Annotated in this window: 24 protein-coding genes; 14 read left to right on the forward strand and 10 right to left on the reverse strand. The window is 49.5% G+C overall.

Annotation, left to right across the window (positions count from 1 at the left end; all coding sequences use genetic code 11):
* The first annotated feature begins 771 nt into the window (after nt 1-771).
* The 10 genes from HY774_19675 (at nt 772) to HY774_19720 (ending at nt 7,968) form a co-directional block, all read left to right on the forward strand.
* A complete protein-coding gene (locus tag HY774_19675) occupies nt 772-1,068 on the forward strand; it encodes a hypothetical protein (GenBank protein MBI4750712.1) in 297 nt (98 codons plus the stop codon).
* A gap of 196 nt (nt 1,069-1,264) precedes the next feature.
* Nucleotides 1,265-1,765, forward strand: a complete 501-nt coding sequence (gene tsaA / locus HY774_19680) for a tRNA (N6-threonylcarbamoyladenosine(37)-N6)-methyltransferase TrmO (protein ID MBI4750713.1) — start codon at nt 1,265-1,267, stop codon at nt 1,763-1,765.
* Nucleotides 1,766-1,940: 175 nt separating this feature from the next.
* Nucleotides 1,941-2,474 carry a leucine-rich repeat domain-containing protein gene (locus tag HY774_19685; GenBank protein ID MBI4750714.1) on the forward strand — a complete coding sequence of 178 codons (534 nt, stop codon included), beginning with the start codon at nt 1,941-1,943 and terminating at the stop codon, nt 2,472-2,474.
* A 128-nt stretch (nt 2,475-2,602) separates the two neighbouring features.
* The gene (locus HY774_19690) at nt 2,603-3,151 is read left to right on the forward strand and encodes a hypothetical protein (protein MBI4750715.1); all 549 of its coding nucleotides are present in this window, start codon (nt 2,603-2,605) and stop codon (nt 3,149-3,151) included.
* Nucleotides 3,152-3,184: 33 nt separating this feature from the next.
* Nucleotides 3,185-4,048, forward strand: a complete 864-nt coding sequence (locus tag HY774_19695) for a GNAT family N-acetyltransferase (GenBank protein ID MBI4750716.1) — start codon at nt 3,185-3,187, stop codon at nt 4,046-4,048.
* A gap of 530 nt (nt 4,049-4,578) precedes the next feature.
* Nucleotides 4,579-5,172: a PAS domain S-box protein gene (locus HY774_19700; GenBank protein ID MBI4750717.1), complete on the forward strand. Its 594-nt coding sequence runs from the start codon at nt 4,579-4,581 to the stop codon at nt 5,170-5,172.
* Nucleotides 5,173-5,319: 147 nt separating this feature from the next.
* Complete coding sequence (locus HY774_19705) at nt 5,320-5,802, forward strand: GNAT family N-acetyltransferase (protein MBI4750718.1); 483 nt, start codon at nt 5,320-5,322, stop codon at nt 5,800-5,802.
* The gene (locus HY774_19710) at nt 5,799-6,248 is read left to right on the forward strand and encodes a DUF2809 domain-containing protein (GenBank protein ID MBI4750719.1); all 450 of its coding nucleotides are present in this window, start codon (nt 5,799-5,801) and stop codon (nt 6,246-6,248) included. Before HY774_19705 ends, HY774_19710 begins: the two co-directional genes overlap by 4 nt.
* A gap of 204 nt (nt 6,249-6,452) precedes the next feature.
* Nucleotides 6,453-7,250: an alpha/beta hydrolase gene (locus tag HY774_19715; GenBank protein ID MBI4750720.1), complete on the forward strand. Its 798-nt coding sequence runs from the start codon at nt 6,453-6,455 to the stop codon at nt 7,248-7,250.
* Between the two features lie 313 nt (nt 7,251-7,563).
* On the forward strand, nt 7,564-7,968 hold the full coding sequence (locus tag HY774_19720) for a hypothetical protein (protein ID MBI4750721.1): 405 nt from the start codon (nt 7,564-7,566) through the stop codon (nt 7,966-7,968).
* A gap of 66 nt (nt 7,969-8,034) precedes the next feature.
* On the opposite strand, the gene HY774_19725 is transcribed toward HY774_19720, so the two are convergent.
* Nucleotides 8,035-8,574 carry a DinB family protein gene (locus HY774_19725; GenBank protein MBI4750722.1) on the reverse strand — a complete coding sequence of 180 codons (540 nt, stop codon included), beginning with the start codon at nt 8,572-8,574 and terminating at the stop codon, nt 8,035-8,037.
* A 155-nt stretch (nt 8,575-8,729) separates the two neighbouring features.
* On the opposite strand from HY774_19725, the gene HY774_19730 reads away from it, so the two are divergent.
* Nucleotides 8,730-9,461 carry a class I SAM-dependent methyltransferase gene (locus tag HY774_19730; protein MBI4750723.1) on the forward strand — a complete coding sequence of 244 codons (732 nt, stop codon included), beginning with the start codon at nt 8,730-8,732 and terminating at the stop codon, nt 9,459-9,461.
* 245 nt (nt 9,462-9,706) lie between these two features.
* Nucleotides 9,707-10,084, forward strand: coding sequence for a hypothetical protein (locus HY774_19735; protein MBI4750724.1), 378 nt, complete (start codon nt 9,707-9,709; stop codon nt 10,082-10,084).
* A gap of 131 nt (nt 10,085-10,215) precedes the next feature.
* Here the strand turns inward: HY774_19735 and HY774_19740 are convergent, their stop codons facing one another.
* The 8 genes from HY774_19740 to HY774_19775 form a co-directional block, all read right to left on the reverse strand.
* On the reverse strand, nt 10,216-10,440 hold the full coding sequence (locus tag HY774_19740) for a hypothetical protein (GenBank protein ID MBI4750725.1): 225 nt from the start codon (nt 10,438-10,440) through the stop codon (nt 10,216-10,218).
* A gap of 73 nt (nt 10,441-10,513) precedes the next feature.
* Nucleotides 10,514-10,747 (reverse strand): hypothetical protein, encoded by a 234-nt coding sequence (locus tag HY774_19745; GenBank protein MBI4750726.1) that lies wholly within the window; start codon nt 10,745-10,747, stop codon nt 10,514-10,516.
* A gap of 75 nt (nt 10,748-10,822) precedes the next feature.
* Nucleotides 10,823-11,446, reverse strand: coding sequence for a hypothetical protein (locus tag HY774_19750; GenBank protein ID MBI4750727.1), 624 nt, complete (start codon nt 11,444-11,446; stop codon nt 10,823-10,825).
* 28 nt (nt 11,447-11,474) lie between these two features.
* A complete protein-coding gene (locus HY774_19755) occupies nt 11,475-12,050 on the reverse strand; it encodes a hypothetical protein (protein MBI4750728.1) in 576 nt (191 codons plus the stop codon).
* A gap of 49 nt (nt 12,051-12,099) precedes the next feature.
* A complete protein-coding gene (locus tag HY774_19760; protein MBI4750729.1) occupies nt 12,100-12,741 on the reverse strand; it encodes a hypothetical protein in 642 nt (213 codons plus the stop codon).
* A 29-nt stretch (nt 12,742-12,770) separates the two neighbouring features.
* Entirely contained in the window at nt 12,771-13,175 is a 405-nt protein-coding gene (locus HY774_19765; protein MBI4750730.1) for a hypothetical protein, read from the reverse strand.
* Nucleotides 13,176-13,208: 33 nt separating this feature from the next.
* Complete coding sequence (locus HY774_19770; protein ID MBI4750731.1) at nt 13,209-13,709, reverse strand: hypothetical protein; 501 nt, start codon at nt 13,707-13,709, stop codon at nt 13,209-13,211.
* Nucleotides 13,710-14,078: 369 nt separating this feature from the next.
* The gene (locus HY774_19775) at nt 14,079-16,055 is read right to left on the reverse strand and encodes a TIGR00159 family protein (GenBank protein MBI4750732.1); all 1,977 of its coding nucleotides are present in this window, start codon (nt 16,053-16,055) and stop codon (nt 14,079-14,081) included.
* Nucleotides 16,056-16,585: 530 nt separating this feature from the next.
* Here HY774_19775 and HY774_19780 point away from each other — a divergent pair.
* Nucleotides 16,586-17,170, forward strand: coding sequence for an isoprenylcysteine carboxylmethyltransferase family protein (locus HY774_19780; GenBank protein ID MBI4750733.1), 585 nt, complete (start codon nt 16,586-16,588; stop codon nt 17,168-17,170).
* A gap of 324 nt (nt 17,171-17,494) precedes the next feature.
* Entirely contained in the window at nt 17,495-18,025 is a 531-nt protein-coding gene (locus HY774_19785; GenBank protein ID MBI4750734.1) for an NUDIX hydrolase, read from the forward strand.
* A 134-nt stretch (nt 18,026-18,159) separates the two neighbouring features.
* On the opposite strand, the gene HY774_19790 is transcribed toward HY774_19785, so the two are convergent.
* Nucleotides 18,160-19,368 carry a VWA domain-containing protein gene (locus HY774_19790; GenBank protein MBI4750735.1) on the reverse strand — a complete coding sequence of 403 codons (1,209 nt, stop codon included), beginning with the start codon at nt 19,366-19,368 and terminating at the stop codon, nt 18,160-18,162.
* Between the last annotated feature and the right edge of the window lie 146 nt (nt 19,369-19,514).

Here is a 19,514-nt window from a genome sequence, read left to right on the forward strand (position 1 = left end):
AACTGCGAAGTGGTGAAAGAGACTTTTGAGTTGTTCTGAGTAGGTGAAACCGATGGTTTTCAAAATCCGAACCGAGCACCACGCCCAACGCTGTGAACTCTGCCATCAAAGCAACCAGTTTGACCCGGAGACCGGGTTTTGTTCTCGATGTTCAGAGATTCAAAACACAGAAGTTCAACATCCACTGGCCGTACCGGAATTTCAAGTCCTGAAACAACATCGGGCAAATCTAAGGTTCAACGCCTTTTTCGCTGCCTGCTTTGGCCTGATTCTGACGATATTTTTTCTTTTTGGGACAGACGGCTTCTTACCATTGCTCTTGATCCCTCTGGTTGCTGGAGCCTGGGTCTATATTGGCCTTTTTATTGGTGGTTATCTGGCAGGTGCTGTTCCAATTGAATGTCCACAATGTCATCAGTCAGTGCTAATTCATGATCAAAATATGAAAAAGGGAGAGCCACTTTACTGTCTTCATTGTGGAGTCAGACTTTCATAAAAAACTCCCGCGTCAAAGATTCCTCAGTCAAAAGGTACAATCCAATGAAACACTTATTCCCTGCTTTCTGCCTTGTTTTGTTCACCGGTATTTCAATTTCAGCTCAAAAACCCAATCTCACCGCCGACGAACTGGCTTACATTCTTGGAATCACAGTTTGGCGAGTACCATCAGTTCAAAATCAGGATTGGGAATGGAGGCTCCAGGTCATTGATGCCACAGAACAAAAAATCATTGATAAACCCCTATCACTCAAAGAGTTGGACTATTCGAAAATGGCGCTGATTGCCTTACGGTTTACTGAGTCTGAAACGTTTGAAGTTACGTTAAGTCAATCATTTGGCCAGAGTCGTTTCAAACTCAAAATTGAACCTTGTTCAGAAAAAGAAAAGAAAGCTGGAGATTGCCCAGAAGCTCTGGGGAGCAATATTACGTTCTACCCCGAACCTAGATTTTTTGCGGATGGCTCAGGTATTGTGCTGGGCGAGGTTGGTTTCATGATCAACTCTCAGGCAAAACCCAAAAAACTCATTATTTTAAAACCGTACCAGTTCCGGCGATCTTTTAATTAACCGAACTCTGGGCTTCTTCTTTTTAGAATTGACTGCAGGTAATACCATTTTGGAATGAAGTGATCGTATTAGAAAACAGTCAAGTAATTCAATCAATTGAAGTTAGTGAACTACTGACTACGATCTACTGACTACAAACTGGTATAAGATGCCGCCGCTCTAAGAGCCATCCAGTTTCCCGAAACGAGGCCCACCGATGTTTTCAATGTTCCCAATTGGATTTGTTCGCTGCCAGTACACTGAAACCAAGCAGATTCCCAAAGGCTGCGGTGCCCAGCACGAAGCCGAAGGAACGCTTGAAATTCTGCCGAAATTTGAAGCCGGGTTGACTGATATTGAAGGCTTTTCACATCTGTTTGTCATTTGGGTGTTTGATCGCGTGGAAGAGTTCAACTTGATGGCCTCGCCGCCGACAGATACCCGCTCCCACGGAGTTTTTGCGACCCGTTCGCCGCAACGTCCCAATCGAATCGGATTGACGGTTGTGCAATTGCTTGGACGTGAAGGCAACCAGTTGCACGTCAAAGGACTGGATATGCTCGATGGAACGCCAATTCTCGATCTGAAACCCTATCTTTCGAGCATTCCAACCGACCAGTTGAAACGTGGCTGGCTGGCCGAAGCCGAGAAATCTTCGGGCTCAGGGCTTGGGGCTGAAGACTCGCAAGCTCGGGGCAATCGAAGGGATGAGGGATGAAGGATGAGGGATGAAATAAAACCAATTTCTTCAGTCCGATGTCTTCAGCCCTCAGCCCCAAACCCCATAAGCGCCAGGATAAGAAACCCTGTGTCCTTTCCGTTGGCATTGAACGACGTTCTTGTTGGGTTTGGGTCTCGTCCTGGCCGTGACCGTAGGCTTCGCACCACGGCTATTGAACAACGACCCTGCGGGCCTCAAACTTCAATACGATGCCGACAAGCTGAAACAGTCATTCAATCACTTTCGGCATGTCACGCACCTTGAACTTGGCTGGGGACAATCCACCGTGATTCCAGTTGAAATTGCCAGCCTGTCAAAACTCCAACACCTGACAATTCTAAATGTTGCGCTCAACGGGTTTCCTGAAGCAGTGCTTGAGTGTTGCTCACTTCGAGAGCTTTGCATTCGCGGCGCTGATATCCCTTTCCTTCCAGACTCTCTGGAACAACTTTCCAATCTCAAAACGTTGCACATTGGGAACTGCGGACTGGTTGAACTTCCTTCCTGTTTGAGCCGAATGTATCATCTGAAAGTCCTTGAGTTTCCTGACAACCGGCTCACCCAGATCCCGTCTTCGCTGAGTTCACTTCCAATTTTGCGCCAGTTGTTTTTGACAGGGAATCCTTTAACCAGGACTACAGTTTCAGATCTCAAGGACCAGTTTCCTCAGGCCATTGCATTCTCGATCTCTGGTGAGCACAAGTAAACTGTTAGAGGCTCATCGGATAAACTGACTTGCCAAACAACTTCGCTTCAAGCATAAAGAATCAAAAGTTTGCCTCGACCTCACCTACACTGAGGAGTGTATCCAAACTCAAGGACTCCCTGACCCATATGGCATTTAGCACAGTTGCTTTTGCGGTTGATATTGAAGTGATTCGCACGGTTTACGGTTCAAACGATCAAACATTGTATTGGACGATTGAAGAAAAATTTTCCTATGAACTTCAGCACAATGACCTCTGGTTTGAAGAGGAAATTCAGCGCGGGGCCATCACGTTGCGCGATGCACTGGTGCACATCATTGAAGGCAGACCCCTGGAGAACCCGGCGACGGCGTTTCAGTATGGATATGCTGTCGAACTCCTGTGCAAACACTTCGGTCATTTTTTAGAAGGCGATGGCCTGATTAACCGGATTGTTGACCTTGAAATCCAAACGGCAATCCTTCAATCAGGAATACCAATCCCGGTTCCGCCACCACCGGATATTCCAATTATCGGGCATCTGAATTCAGAACAGGTCATTGACGAGTACATCCATCTCAAAGAACAAAGCCTGATCCATCCAGATCAATACATTGAAGATGCCCGCCAGGAATTTCGATCTTTTCTGCGACAGGCGCACGAAAAAGGGCTCGGGTTGGTTTCTTTTACCTATTAAAATCTTCCACATCAATTCTTTCAGGAAAGGCACATGACGATTCACCTTCGTCCGATCACACCAGCGGATGCCGAAAACTGCGGGCGCATCATTTTCGAAGCCTTCAAGGGAATTGCCGACCAGCACAATTTTCGACCGGATTTCCCGTCGGTTGAATTTGCCACCCAGTTTGCCAGCGCCTTTATCAACAGTCCGACGACGTTTGGTGTCGCGGCTGAACTTGATGGGGTGTTTGTCGGGTCAAATTTTTTATCCGAAGACGACGCTATTCGGGGCGTTGGGCCAATTACGATTGATCCACAGTGTCAGGCACGCGGGATTGGCCGAAAGCTGATGCAGGCCGTGATTGATCGAGGCCGCGATGCCATTGGAATTCGGCTGGTTCAGGATGCCTTCAACACGGCCTCGATATCGCTCTATACCAGCCTTGGATTTGATATCAAAGAACCGCTGGTCATGATTGAAGGCCAGATCCAGGCTGACCTTCCGGCTGGAGTTGAAGTCCGACGACTCACCGCTGACGACCTTGATGCCTGCGCCGCACTTTGCCACAGCATCCACAGCATTGAACGCACCAACGAACTCCGCCATATGCCGCCAATGTTTCCGTCATTTGCGGCGTTTCGGAATGGACGATTGGTCGCCTATACCTCATCACCACATTTCTGGCCGCTCAATCACGGCGTCGCTGAAACAACCGAAGACATGCAGGCGCTCTTGATTGGCACTTCCCAAATTGTGCCCCAACCATTGTCCTTCCTGATTCCAATCCGTCAATCGGCCTTGTTTCGCTGGTGTCTTGGTCAGGGAATGCGCGTTATCAAACCGATGAACCTGATGGCCATGGGCGAATACCACGAACCACGCGGATGTTTTCTGCCGTCAGTTGGATATTAGGGCTCGGGGCGGAAGACTTCGGGTTGAAGAAATCGGGCTAAAGAAAACGGGCTGAAGAAGTCGGAATCGGGTTGAATCCCCATGTTCTTCAGCCCTTAACCCCATAAGCGCCAGGATAAGGATTTCAGGCCCGGAGGGTCGTCGTTTAATAGCCGTGGTGCGAAGCCCACGGCCACGGCCAGGACGGAACCCAAACCCAACAAGAACGTCATTCAATACCAACGGAAAGGGCACGGGCTTTCTTATCCTGGCGCTTATGGCCCTATAGCCCAATCTCTGATGTTATGTGGAACACATCTCTTTTGGGAAACGATCTCAGCCGTGGATCAGTTGTTGCGGTCTCACCTGTGAATCACGACGAGCAACCTTCAAACTACACTGTTATATTTCCATCAGATTACACGGGTGTATTTACTTTTGATTGAATCAGTTGAAACAAGATAGACTGGCTTCAATCACATGCATTCCAGTGCTAGTATGTCACCAGGGTTGAGATTTCCTTAATCATCCCCGCTCATGTCGAGGCAAGCATGGATGACATCATTAATTCAGTCGCAGACCCAATTTTTGTGAAAAATCGTGAGCATCGGTTTGTCTTGCTCAATAATGCGTTTTGTGATTTTAGCGGTCATTCACGCGAGAAAATGCTGGGAAAAACAGACTTCGACTTTTTCCCAGCTCACCAGGCTCAAATATTTCAGGATAAAGATGAAGAAGTCTTCTTAACCGGTATAGAAAATGTCAATCAAGAGGAACTAACCGACCGGGACGGCAACACTCATATCATCATTACGAAGAAAACACTCCATATCAGCCCAAACGGTGACCCCTTTCTGGTCGGTGTGATCCGCGATGTGACCGAACTCAAACGCATTGAGCGCGAGCGTGAGGAACTGATCCAAAAGCTCCAGACAGCACTTGATGAAGTCAAACTGCTCCAAGGATTTTTGCCGATTTGCTCTTACTGTAAAAAGATCCGACAGGATGAAAATTACTGGCAGCAAATTGAGCAATATATTTTTGATCATCTCGGGACACAGTTTAGCCATAGTATTTGCCCCGATTGCTTTACCAATATTGCTCAAAAAGAACTGGAGCAACTTCGACAGAAATTCAAAAGATGAGGGTTCCGGGTTTTCGGAAGGGATGAGGGATGAAGGATGAGGGATGAAAAAATCACCCTGTCACCTTGTCAGTCGGTCATCTTGTCAGGGGTCCGGGTTTTCGATGAGTTTCAAAAAATCCATCCTGAATGGTGTTTGAGGAAACGCATGATGTTGATTCGAGATATGCGCTCTGATGAAATTGAATTGGTCTCAGATTTGGCTCTCAGATCCTTCTCAACCTTTATCGCTCCTGGATTAACCCAGGAAGGTCAAACAGAAATCCTTCATTTTGCAAATGCTGAAAACCTGGCTGAACGCCACGCCGCTGGACATTTCACACTTGTGGCTGAAATAGACACAGTGTTGGCCGGAATGATCCAGGTCCGTTGTCCCAGCCACGTCCTGATGCTTTATGTTGACGAACAGTTCCACCGCCGCGGCATTGCCCAGCACCTGATGCAATCGGCTGTCGAACGCATTCGCCTTGAGTTCCCTGAAGTTGAACTCGTCACGGTCAATTCTTCGACCTATGCTGTCACTGCCTATCGTCGAATGGGGTTTGAAGCCATCAGCGAAGAACTCTGTACAGGCGGTGTGGTTTATACCCCAATGGTACTGCGACTCCACCCAATCAAAATAACTGGATGACAACCCTGAACCCTGAACCCCGAACCCTAAACCCTGCCTTCCCTCTCCGGAACCGCCTCTGGTACTTTGGGTTCTTCTGCCTGGTTATTGTGGCTGGTTTGGCATCTCGCCGGTTTGGGCCGATCCTTCCAAAGGTTATCGCGGCTTATGCTGGAGATACGCTCTGGGCACTGATGGTTTTTCTGGGCTTTGGAATGCTCTGGCCCAAACGATCAACTTTGTGGCTGGCGGTGATGGCGGCTGGATTTTCCTACCTGATTGAATTCAGCCAGATTTACCACGCACCATGGATTGACGCGATTCGGCAAAACCGCCTGGGTGGGTTGGTGCTCGGACGCGGCTTTTTATGGAGCGATCTTGTCTGCTACAGCATCGGCATCCTGATTGGTTTTGGATTAGAGACCATTTGGAGTAAGATGCGGGCCAATCACCATAATTCCCCCTGATGACAGTTCTCTCCATCTGAGTTTTCCCAATCATATCAGTGGTTTATCCGCTTTCTTCAGGAAAGGAAACGTGCGATGAAATTAACTATTTCCAATGTACTCAACCAGCGTTTCTGTATCATTGGACTGCTTGTCCTTGTGTTTGTGGTGCCATTTGCGGGGTTGATTCCAGCCGCAGCTCAAACCTCAGCCAGCGGAGGAAGTATGGTCAAAAAACACGCCCAATTCAGCTCAAAACTGATTGATCCCCGTGACGTAGACGTGTGGCTGCCGCCAGGCTATGAAACTGATAAAAATAAACGCTATCCAGTGCTCTACATGCACGACGGGCAGAACGTGTTTGACCCAAAGACGTCGTACGGTGGTGTTGATTGGGGTGTGGACGAAACCATGGACCGGTTAATTCGAGAGAAGAAAATTCGCCCGGCCATTGTGGTCGGCATCTGGAATAGCCCCAAACGCTATGCGGAATATATGCCCCAAAAGGCGGCCAAAGATCCGGATACCGCCCACCTGAAAAATATTCCAATCAATGCCACCGGCCCGATTGTGTCGGACAACTATCTCAAATTTCTGGTTACTGAACTCAAACCCTTTATTGATGCTAATTACCGGACACTGACCGACCGTAAAAACACTTTCATTATGGGTTCGAGTATGGGCGGGTTGATTTCGGCCTACGCCATTAGCGAATACCCAAACGTCTTTGGTGGTGCGGGCTGCGTTTCAACCCACTGGCCAGCCGGTGAAGGGGCGATGATTGAGTATTTGAAAAACCATCTCCCTGACCCGCGTACGCATAAGATTTATTTCGACTATGGCACCGCCACGCTGGATTCAACCTATGAACCATTCCAATTGAAAATGGATGAAGTCATGAAACAACGAGGCTACCAAACCGGGAAAAACTGGATTACCAGAAAGTTTGAAGGTGCCGAGCATTCAGAAAAATCCTGGCGCGAGCGGGTTGATATTCCGCTGGTGTTTTTAATTGGGAAATAAAGAGCTTCTCTTTTTGAGCGTTTTTCACGCTCGAACACCAATTCAGCAAGACACGATTTGAAGTGAAATAAGCCTGTTCTCAGTTGAAAAATCTGGTCGTACCCTCTATTCTCTGCTGACTCAAGCGTGGCCGATTTAGTCAGCCACATATACCAATCAAGCCAGACAGGGAGATCAGCCCAAAATTTACACAGAACGAACCCAACTGCTAATTATGCAGTTGGATTCGAGTTGTCTTGTTCAAGCTTCAGGACTGGTTGAACTTCTGGGTAATCAAGCGTTGACGACGCAACTTTTGTTCGAGAGGAACTCTATGAAAACACTTCACTTACGCTTGAAAGCATCTCGTGCTTTGTTTGCAGGAATCTGTTTGTCGGTCTTTTTGTTTTCGGCCTGTGGGGCCGTTCCGGATCCAAATGCGCCTCATGTTCCAAAAAACCAGACTGAAACCAACATTATGAATATGTTGCACAAATTTCTGGATGCGAAAATCGCTGGCAAAACTGATAACCAACAAACCTGCACCGAGGGTACGGCGCTCAATGAATTGGACGTGAAATCGTACACGGTCACGAGTATCAAAAATGAAGAAGCCCACGCTATCGTGATGATTACCGACAGCAAGGGGACCAAACAACCCTACCGTTTTCGATTGATGGCGGCTGACGTTCGAAACGGGGTTTACTGCATTATGTCCTGGTCACCGGAAAAGACGTAACTGGCTGATGACGTCTGGCAAGGAGCGACATGGATTGAGGCTCGCTCCTTGCTTTTGAAAAGCTGATTACTGGGAAAGCTGTGTGAGGTATCGGTCCTTGACAATACTCATGTGGTGCAATTCGTGCCCGGCGATCAAACACACCAGCGCCCGAACGCTCACCGGATTATTGTTTGCCGTTCCCCGCCGGAGCCAGGCATCGGCAGGTAACCCGCTGATCAGACTGACCGTTGCAGCTCGAACCGTGGTGTACTCGGCGAGCAAGTCCGCCCAGGATCGGGCGTCAAACTCACCACCAGCCACATAGTCATCCTGCTCAAAACCTTCGATGGGCGTTTGATCCTTGCGGGCAACCCGCAGCAGGCGATATTGAAAAATCCGCTCGGTATCAATCAGGTGGCCAAGCACCTGTTTTAAACTCCACTTCTCTTCTGCATAGCGAAAGGCTGACTGGGCTTCCGATACCTGACTGAGTTGCTGGTGGATATCCTCACCGTGTTTGATCAGAATTTCCAGAATATGACCTTCCGGCACTTTGCTCAGATACATGGTGTGATAGGGCGTGTGTTCATCTGGTTGGGGGCGCGTTGTAGCATAGGTTGACATATAAAAAAATCTCCAAAAGTTGGCGACGAGCACCTGACTGGTTATGATGCGTAAGAAACGCCTGACTGCGAGCGGACGCTTGTTATCACAGAGCAATATTGCCCTCCAAGCTCTTTTGCCGACCGCTTTTGGTTTTCATTTTCCAGAGTTTCTCTATGTCTGAATATTACAAATCTGATCTGGCTTTTATCCATGACACTGGCTTTGCTGATTTTGCCATCACAGCGGCACCTGGAATTTTACAATGCCTGCGCCAACACCAGATTCACCAGGGATTGATCGTTGATCTGGGATGTGGAAGCGGCATCTGGGCTGAACAATTACACCGTGCCGGTTATCAAGTCCTTGGCGTTGATATTTCTCCAGCCATGATTGATCTGGCGCGAAACCGCGTTCCAGAAGCAGACTTTCGGGTTGATTCCCTGTTTCAAGCTGAAATTCCAACTTGTGTTGCGGTAACTTCAATGGGTGAATGTATCAACTACTTGTTTGACCCTGAAAACACCAAACATCAAATCACCCAGCTTTTCCAACGGATTTATCAGGCGTTAACTCCAGGCGGCATTTTCATATTTGATATCGCCGAACCTGGGCAATGTCCACCCAACACAACCATCAAACATTTTACCGAAGGAACTGACTGGCTGGTACTGGTTGAAAAAACAGAAGACCCGGAAACAGCAACCCTGACTCGTCGCATCATCACGTTTCGACAGGTTGGTGACCTCTACCGACGGGATGAAGAAATTCATCGGCAACAGCTTTACTGGGCCACCGAACTGGCAAAAGAGTTGTGTCAGATTGGATTTGAGGTTTACACTTCGCCAAAGTATGGGGATCAACCACTTCCGCCAGTCCGAATGGCACTTATTGCCCGCAAACATTGAGAGTATCTTCCACGGGTTTAGGCAAATTTTATCGTTAACGTGCCGTTGAAAAGGCCGAACAACGGAAGCAGATCGCCAAAGCGGTTGTGTTTGGTTGGTGAAGACTGAGGGCTGAAGACTTCGGGCTGAAGAAGTCGGGATGGGATTTAAGATTGACCCGATGTCTTCAGCCCCGAGCCTGCGAGCCTTCAGCCCCAGGCCCTCAGCCCTTTCAATCATGCTGGAAAGACTTTTCGGAGAAAATCATGTCATCAACCGTCAAAAAATCTCCTCGCATCACACAAATTTCCTGGGGACACATCGAAGTCGAAGGACTCGGCGCCGGAAAAGATTTTAAGCTCTTCCCTGGCGGCGGACGCGAATGGGACTGGAATGAAACCGGAACGCGCCACGTGCCGGGCATTCAACCGACGGATGTCCAGGAATTACTTGATCACGGCAGCCAGGTGATTGTGCTTTCACGCGGAATGCACCTGGTGCTTCAGACACATCCGCAAACGTTGAAACTGCTAAAAGAAAAGAATATCCAGGTCCACATCGCGGAAACCAAAGCCGCCGTGGTGCTCTATAACAAACTGGCTGAAACCGAACTGGTTGGCGGGCTGTTTCATTCGACTTGTTGAGAGTAAGTAGGCGAGCAGCGAGTCATCAATCCAGGAAAAGGGAGAGGGTTTCGAAAACCCGGAACCCGGAACCCGGAACCCGGAACCCGGAACCCGGAACCCGGAACCCGGAACCCGGAACCCGGAACCCGCTATTTTTTCAGATACGTCGTGTGCATCCGCATTTGGCCACACTTTTGACAGTGCACCATCCGGCGCGGATTCCCTTTTGCTTTCCAGCGAAGACCTCCGGCTTCCCAGACCGACATTTCGTAGCTGCACGTTTCGCATTTCATCATCCAGGCACGAGACTCAGCTTCCATTGAAATGGCCCAGGATTTTGGAACAATTGACAAAATGATATTGCGGACTCCCATAGGCAATACTCCTTTTGTAAATATGGTGAGACTCAACTCTTACCGGCAATCGACCACTCATTTCAAGTTCTATTTATGAAAACGCCCGGTTGTGGAAAGACTGTTTGATCTTGCTTTTCCCGTCCGGAGGACGATGGAGAGTAGCCGGTGGTCGCGCAGCTTTGGGCGCTACCACCGGACCACGGCCCAGTTTCATCCCGCGCCCGGATGGGCGCTGGAAGATTTTGTCGGTCAGGTCCTCGATTCTGCAAACCCGTTGGGAGTTTGATCCAGCGCCCATCCGGGCGCGAATCGTCTTGGCCTGCATTCCGGAGGGCGCGCCTCAAAGCAGGCTTCCCTCCGGCTACTATCCGGCGCCCATCCGGGCGAAAACCGACTCAGATTAGCGTTGCTCCACGAGTTTGAATCGCTTGATTTTGGCTCTTTCAAAATCTGGAAACTCGTTGAGATAACGTGTTCCCTTGCCTGTTTCCAGATTTATGACAAATTTTGCCTCATAACTTCCTGCCCCATCACCTCCGCTAAAGGTTACTGTGATTGTCTCTGCATCAGACTGAAACTGAAATGCCGAATTGACATATCTAGAACCAAAGTGGGGTTCAAACAGCGACCTATACACAGAGTGAGGAACCTCAAATACTTTCCCGGCATGTTTGATGTGAAAAAACTCGATTTCTTCATCTGGAATACTGCCGTCAACACCACTGTGATGAACCCCGTCCACTTTTATCAAAGCCGGATATTCTGCGTCTCGATAAAACGTGAGCCGGTGTTTGGTTCGATCAAACGGGCGAAACCCGATCTCAACGGTACAGAGCGAATTGGTTTGGACAGCTACTCCAGTTCGAGCCGGTGGAGGCCCAGGACGGACAGGCGTTTCCATCACACTTTTTTGGACCGGCGTGGTGGTTGGGAGAACTGGCAGTGGCTGTTTGTTGCGTTCTGGAATGAAAAAAGCAATGAGCAGGAGAAGGACCACCAACAAAGCAATTCGCCAATAGCGCATAAATAGAACTCCAGATTCCTTCATCAATTCAAAAAATACTGAAGACTTCTCCTACCCATCCGCTCAAACAAATACACACCTCCCCTTCAAGGTCAGATGAATTGGAAGAAACACTCAAGGTCACAATGAAACGAAGCAGAAAAAACAGGATGATTGGCCCGCTGGCAATCAAGGTCCCAAGAAAAAATGCTCGAAGGCTCCGTTGATATACCGCAGCATCAAGAGCGAACACCATTCCAATCCCTGGTAAAACAAAAAACAAGCCCGTGGCCAGTTGAAAAAACATCTCTCCAGGATCTTGGGAAAAACGAAGCTCCCTGACGATAACTCCAAGTATATAAATTATATACGGGCTGATTGCCGCCATTACAAAACGCTCAGAGAAGATTTCATATGCCTGCTGCTCCGAGTCGGCATAACGCCTGAGAAACATTGGGGTTTCAACCGGTATCACCGCCGCAGGTGATGGCTTCAGCGAGGTTGGAACGCCATCGCACCGGAAACAGTGGTTGGTTTCCGGGATAAAACTATCTGACTGATGGCAAATTTCACACCGCCGAGCCAGAGTTTCCTGTTTGATTGAAAAGCCAGAATTGGTTGCCATACATGGCCCCCTGCTTGATTGAAGGTAGAAGTTTTTGTGTCCAGATGATTTATGAACTGTGAGTCAGGTCCGAATTTGGGTGAAACCAGTTTCGAACCAGCATCCAACAACCGGCGATGAAGAGCCCAACCAGTGCGATATTGAGAACAGCCAGCTCTTCGGGCAGGAGTGAACCGCCCCTGCGTCGCATCCGCAACAGTTCTGAGCCATTGAAAAATAAAAAATGGTATTCCACAAAGCTCATACCAAAACGACGCTCAATCGCCTGAGCACCAGGCAAATGATTGATACAATTTAAGATGTCATCAAATACCGGTCGAGAGATAAATTGCAGTCCAAGAAAAACACCAAGCCAGACCCACCTTCTGATCTTTGTCCAGATCGCATAATCACGAAAAAAAGCCGCGAGAACCAGCAGGGCCAAAACAGCCAGCCCTCCCGACGGAAATCCCCACCACGCAACAATGGCCCAGACACTCATCATGGTGAAAAAGAGCCGCACCATCCAGGAACGATCCAATACACCTGGCGGCCAGTATTCGACTCCGGCCATCACAAACATGAGAAACAGCGCGAGCCCAAGTCCAAAGGGGCGACAGGCCGGATCATCGGTTATCCACGGCACAGTCAGGGAAGCCACGAGGCTGACGATGAACGTGACCACGCCGTGATTCCATTTGTATTTCAGCATTGTGGGTCGCCCTTTCGCATTTCTGGACCTCAATCACTCAGCCAGTTCAACAAATATCCGGAGTTCATTCCGAGGCATCCAACCACAGCCACAACCCCAAAAATGAAGAGCCCCCAGCGGCGTTTGTACTCCTGGCGGGTCAGCATCGGGCTCAGAACAATCGTCACCAACGGCCACGACGGAACATAAATCACCGACGTAAAAAAGCCCATCATGACACTTCCCATCAGTGCCTGGTAAAACCATCCCGACCCAATCAGAAATGGATCATCCCGCCACGGCACGGGCCAGCGTCCCAGCACACGTGAACTGTACCAGAGCAGCATCCCCAACAACGCCAACCAGATCCACGGCCAAAGCGCCAAGCCAAGATGGATATGCCGGGCAAGTTTCATTCCAGCGGTATAGTCTTGATCAAAAGCTGGGGTAGTCATTGGCTCTTCTTAATATTCAATGGATGGTGAAGTTCAAGCCGTGGCAACTGCAAAGATGAACAGTGTCAAGGCACAAAATAGAATCGGCCCGCTGGCAATCAAGGTCCAGATAAAGAGTTTTCGAATGCTTTTTCCTTCCGTGTAAAGCCCAATGAGCAAAACCATCCCAAGCACTGGAACAACAAAAAATAACCCAAGTGCCAGTTGGGCAAGAAGCTCTCCGATACTTCTAGGAAAACCAAGCTCCTTACTCAAGATCCCAAGCGTGAGCAGCACATACGGACTCGCTGCCACCATTACCAAACGTTCAGAGAAGATTTCATGAGCCTGCTGGTCGAAGTCGGCATAACCCCTCAGAAACATTGGAGTTTCAACTGGTATCACTGCCGCTGGTGATGGTTCTGGTGAGGTTGGGACTCCGTCACACCGGGAGCAATGATTGGTTTCCGGGATAAAACTGTCTGACTGGTGGCAAATTTCACACCGCCGAGCCAGGGTTTCCTGTTTGATTGAAAAGCCAGGATTGGTCGCCATAGGCAGTACCTCCGCAGGCTTTGACACCAGAAAATGGCAAATGGACCAGAAAAAAGACAACTGACAAAGTGACAAGGTGACAAATGACAAGGTGACAAATGACAAGGTGACAGGGTGACAAATGACAAGGTGACAGGGCAAGAGACGGTGACAGGGCATAAGCGCCGGGATAAGGATTTGAGGCCCGGAGGGTCGTTGTGTAATAGCCGTGGTGCGAAGCCCACGGTCTGTGGCAAGGAATGACAAGGTGACCATGGTTTGCTAAGTGCTCACTTGCCACCTTGTCATCCTGTCACCTTGTCACCTTGTCACCTTGTCACCCTGTCACCCTTCACCTTGTCACCCTGTCACCTTGTCATCTTGTCAGTTTTACCGTCGGTTCAACCGTTGAACGACAGCCGGCTCAATTTTTTTGACCACGACCACAACTCCAGGGATGGACAGATTGATCTGGCATTGGAGTGACAAGTGATTTGCTGTGGACAGGTCATTTTCCTTCAGCGTGACTGCTAAATTTTCGGGGTGCAGGTTTTCAACAATGCTTTTTGGCCCTTCAACCTCAACAGTCACCGTCCTGGGCGAAAATTGGAACGATTCTGAAAAAGGGGTGCTTCGAATTGGGACACCGGCAAATTGACGAATGATGGATGCTTGCTGGATATTGACCATCACATCCACTTCCTGAGCCGCCGGACTCAAAATTTCAATTCGTGGGTCACGCACATCAATTTTATACCGATCTCGGAAGGAAATTCGCCGGTTATCAAGCAAAATAGTCTCTGTTCCAACACTCTGCAATGCGGCAATCTGGCTTTCAGGTCCCCGAAGCGTCGTCACTGATGGTGAAGTGGTGACTCCGGCCACCTGAAAATCAGATGGTGGAAACCCACGAAAACTCGGCTTGATCTCAATCTGGCGTTCGACGACACGCTCTAAATTGACCGTCATGCGGGGTGGGTTGCACTCCAAAATCTCCACATTGTCCGGTTTTTTGATGACAACATCGCCATCCTGTTCGCGAATCCGAATGACGGCTTCACCGGGGCCTTTGGCTCCCATTGGCACTTGAATTGTGAACGACTCAGGGCGAAGACGTTCGATGACGTCTCGTGGTCCCCGAACCCGCAAACTGACGAACTCAACACTGTCACGATTGCTGATGGTGAGGGTGCTTGAGACATTCTCAAAGACAACCGGTACTCCGCGAATATTGTAGGCAATCGCGTCCTGCTGATTGGTCACCGAAACCCACAACGCCAGCGTCAGGGAACCGGCAATCAGCTTCAATTTTCCATTTTTGAATAAATAGTCGTCCGCGACGTGGCGAATGGACGCCCACCAGCTACGGCCTTCAAATCGGAATGCCCCAAGGTTCAAGCCTCCCATTTCTCGAAAGCGCTTGACTGACGGTACGGGGCCGCTGGTCGTCAAAATTGGCGTCCCGGATGGCGGTGTTTCAGAAGGAACATCAGATGACGAATTTTCAGGTGTAATTGAAATATCGCTGCCAAATGTCCGGCGGTAATACCGTCGCCGTGGCTGATCCGCAACTTGCGACAAATCCATCGCCCGTGACAACGCCAGCCGGAGCTTACGACTGTCCAGATTGCGCGTGATTTGTCCCTGTTCAATGCTGGAGATCACCCCGGTTTCTTCAGAGACAACAATGACAAACGCATCGCTTTCTTCAGAAATCCCAATCGCCGCCCGGTGTCGAGTGCCCAGTTCCTTTGAAAGTCGTGGGTTGAGCGTCAAGGGTAAGAAACAACTGGCTGCGGCAATCCGGCGATTGCGGATAATGACCGCACCGTCATGAAGCGGCGCGTTGGTGTTGAAAATATTGACCAGCAAGTCATAACTCAGAACCGCATCCATCCGAACACCCCGGTTAATGTAATTCTGCAGCCCGATGGTCCGTTCAAAGACGATCAACGCTCCGATTTTCTGAGCTGAAAATGTCGTCGTGGCGAGGATGATTTCATCAAAGGTATCGAGTGGCTTTTTCTCGCGCTTCTGACGAAAGAGAAATGAATTGCCCAGATTTTTTCCAAAATGGGTCAGCGCGGCCCGGATCTCAGATTGAAACAGGACAATGATGCCAAACCCGACATAAAACATCGCTGTTCGCATCAAAAACTGTAGCGTGTCCAGATGGAGTACTTTTGAAACAACATACAGCACCGCGACCACGGCAATCCCAGTCGCCATTTGCACGGCGCGGGTATCCCTGACCAGCTTGAGAATCTCATAGATGATGATAAATACCAGAACAATATCAATGAGATGCGTGATCCAAGACTGGGCAAATGGGCGCTGAAGTTGCAGGTACTCCAACCACTCCATCATTATCGAGTCATCTCCCTTCCCAAGATGTTCAGAGAACACCTTGGTATCGAATAGTGCAACCAGTTGCGGTGTAGTGTGATTTCAACCAAAGAAGATAAATCTTATTATTGTGGTACAGGTGAGGATAATCAAGTTGCGTTCCAAAACCAAATAAAACCTACGGACAAATTGATTTTTTACCTTACCACTTGTTTTTCAATGATTTATAACGAACGAGCCTGTGCATTGCCGCTGGTTGATCAGTCAAATTCCGGCCTTTTTGAGGAATTCCGGCCTTCATCTTCAAAAAAATGGAATTTTGTGTTCGCGGAAAGGAACCCGCACGAGTGAGGTGTGAAATGGGGGGTGCGATGCGTGCGATCCGTTGAAACGTTGCATACTTTCGGCTCTGAGTTCTTGAAAAAGACGCGATTCCCCACGCACTCCCACGCCCTGACGCCTTGTTTTTTTGGAGCGAACCACCAATAATCCGCCGTTTTCGAGATCTACCGGATCATTCACATGATTCTGACTTCCGTTCAGGGTTCTTCATGTCATCAAACGTCTTGTCTCAACCCGTTTCAACCAGTGACCGACTGCAACATATTGCACAGCGGATCCGAGTACCATCAGGATTTGTGTTAAGCGGCCTCTATCTGTATTTTGCCCGACCTTCCCTGCTGGTGGTGGTGATTGGCGGTGTGATTTCCCTGCTTGGGCTCTTGACCCGAGCCTGGGCGTCAGGTCACCTGCGAAAAAATGAAACACTTGCCACCAGCGGTCCATACGCATTGACCCGCAACCCACTCTATCTCGGGAGCTTCCTGATGGGTATCGGATGTGCGGTGGCTGGCGGCAACCTCTGGATTGCACTGGGGCTGATTGCTTTTTTCCTCATGATCTATCTGCCAGTCATGCAGGCCGAAGCCCGTCACCTGACTCAGATTTTCCCTGATGACTATCCAGTATATGCAACTCAGGTGCCGTTGCTTCTGCCGAAGTTAACGGTCTTGCCAGCAGCCTTACAGTCCCCCTTTAACCTTCAACTCTATCTTCGCTATCGTGAATACCGGGCGGCTCTGGGGCTCTTTGCGGTGTTTGCGTTCCTGGCGATTCGGATGTACGAGAAATTCTGATTGAATGAAGAATGAAGAAAGTGATTAGTGGTTAGTTTTTGGTTCTTCTTCGAAAGTATTGATTTCTAACCACTAATCACTAACCACTAATCACTAACCACTAATCACTAACCACTAAGGGAGCGTTAAAAAATAAGTTCCTGGGGCGCGTTCTGCCACGTCCAGGTTTTGGTCTTGCACCGCGAAGCGTTGCCGTTCGGATAGCCGGTCGGTTGGCCGCTTTGGGCCTACCACCGGATCCAAAGGCCTGATTCCCAAACGAAAACGGGAAGTTGATTTTTTACAGTCCCTAACCATATTCTTCATTCTCAATTCTTCATTCTTATGCCTGCACGACTTTTGGATCAGACGTTTCTTCATCGTGGACGTGTTTTTGACGTCTCGCACGACTCGATTGAACTTGAATCCGGCCTGAGGGCTGAAATTGATATCGTCCATCACAACGGCGGGGCGGCAGTGTTACCACTTTTTGAAAACGGCGATGTCCTGCTGGTGAAACAATATCGCCACCCAGCCAAAGAAGTTTTGACCGAAATTCCAGCCGGACGCCTTGAACCCGGCGAAGACCCGCTCCTGGCCGCCGAACGCGAGCTTGAAGAAGAAACCGGCTGGAAAGCAGGAAAGATTGAATTTTTGACAAAGTTCTATGCCCTGCCGGGATATAGCACTGAGGTTCTCTATTGCTATCTGGCAACGGACTTAACGCCGGGCACGACGCAACTTGATGAAGATGAAGAGATTAATCTGCTTCGTGTCCCATTTTCCGAAGCACTTCGCATGGTCGAAGCTGGGGAAATTAAAGACGCCAAAACGATGATGTCAGTGCTGCTCACCGCCCGGAGAATGGCAAGGTGACAGAGTGACAAATGACAAGGTGACATCTGACAAAGTGACAAGGTGACAATGGTTGGCTAAGTGCTTATTTGTCACCTTGTTATCGTGTCATTTGTCACCCTGTCACCCTGTCACCTTGTCCCCTTGTCATTCTCTCACTTCTGCGCTGACGGAATGCCGTTTGTCGCGGCCCATTCGCTGATGTCTCGTCGGTTGATCGCCGCAGCCATCAAATCCGGAAATAAATCGGGTGTGCAGGCAAACGCCGGTACGCCCAAAGCTGCAAAATGCGCCGCGTTGTTGTGGTCATAACAGGGGGCACCGCTGTCACTGAGCGCCAGGAGCGCCACCACCTGCACGCCTGAACCCACCAGATGTGCGACACGTCGGCGCATTTCTTCCTGATTTCCACCTTCATACAAATCACTGATCAATACCAGAATTGTTTCCTGCGGGCGTCGAATCAGATTCTGGCAATAGGCCAGCGCCCGGTTAATGTCGGTGCCACCGCCAAGTTGTGTTCCAAAAAGGACTTCGACCGGATCCTGGAGCTTTTCCGTCAAATCGACAATGGCGGTATCAAACACCACCAGACTGGTCGAAACCGCTGGAAGCGAAGCCAGCACCGCCGCAAAAATACTCGAATACACCACCGACGTCGCCATCGAGCCACTCTGATCAACACACAGCACAATGTCCCGAAGTGAAGACCGCTTGCGACCATACCCAATGCGAACTTCGGGAATGATGGTCCGATATTCCTTCTGGTAGTTCTTCAAATTAGCCTTGATCGTTCGATTCCAGTCAATTTCATTGTGGCGTGGACGGCGATTTCGAATGGCCCGGTTCAGACTCCCCAGAACCGCCTGCCGGGTCGGATTGGCCAGCTTGCGCTGCAAATCTTCAACCACTTTGCGAACCACCATCCGGGCCGTGTCTTTGGTTTTTCCGGGCATCACGTGACTGAGTGAAACCAGCGTTGCAACGAGATGCACATCGGCTTCGACCGCTTCCAAAAGTTCGGGTTCCATCAGCATTTGCCGGAGGTTCAACCGCTCAAGCGCATCCTTTTGCATCACGCGCACAACCGACGTCGGAAAATAGGTTCGAATGTCTCCCAGCCAGCGAGCCACTTTCGGTGCCGACCCGCCCAATCCGGCGCTGCGTGGGGCGGGCTGCACGCCATCTCCGCCCATATCGCCTCCGGCACCATAGAGCGCCTGAAGTGCCTGGTCAATCGTGACGTCGGTTCCGGTGAGGCAGGCACCCGTACCGTCAGCCGGTCCGCCGCCTAAAATCAATCGCCATCGGCGAAGGCGTTCTTCTTCAGAAAAATTTGGAGTTGAGGATGTTTGGTCAGGCATAGGAATCAGGGTTCAGGGTTCAGGGTTCAGGGTTGTTGAGTATCATTAAATCGTATACAGGAAAGTATCATAAATTGTATACACCGTTATATATCAAGGAAATGACCCGGATAAAAGATTAACCAGAAAAATCGTGCGGAGTTGAT

It is taken from the genome of Acidobacteriota bacterium (assembly GCA_016208495.1).
GTDB lineage: Bacteria > Acidobacteriota > Blastocatellia > Chloracidobacteriales > Chloracidobacteriaceae > JACQXX01.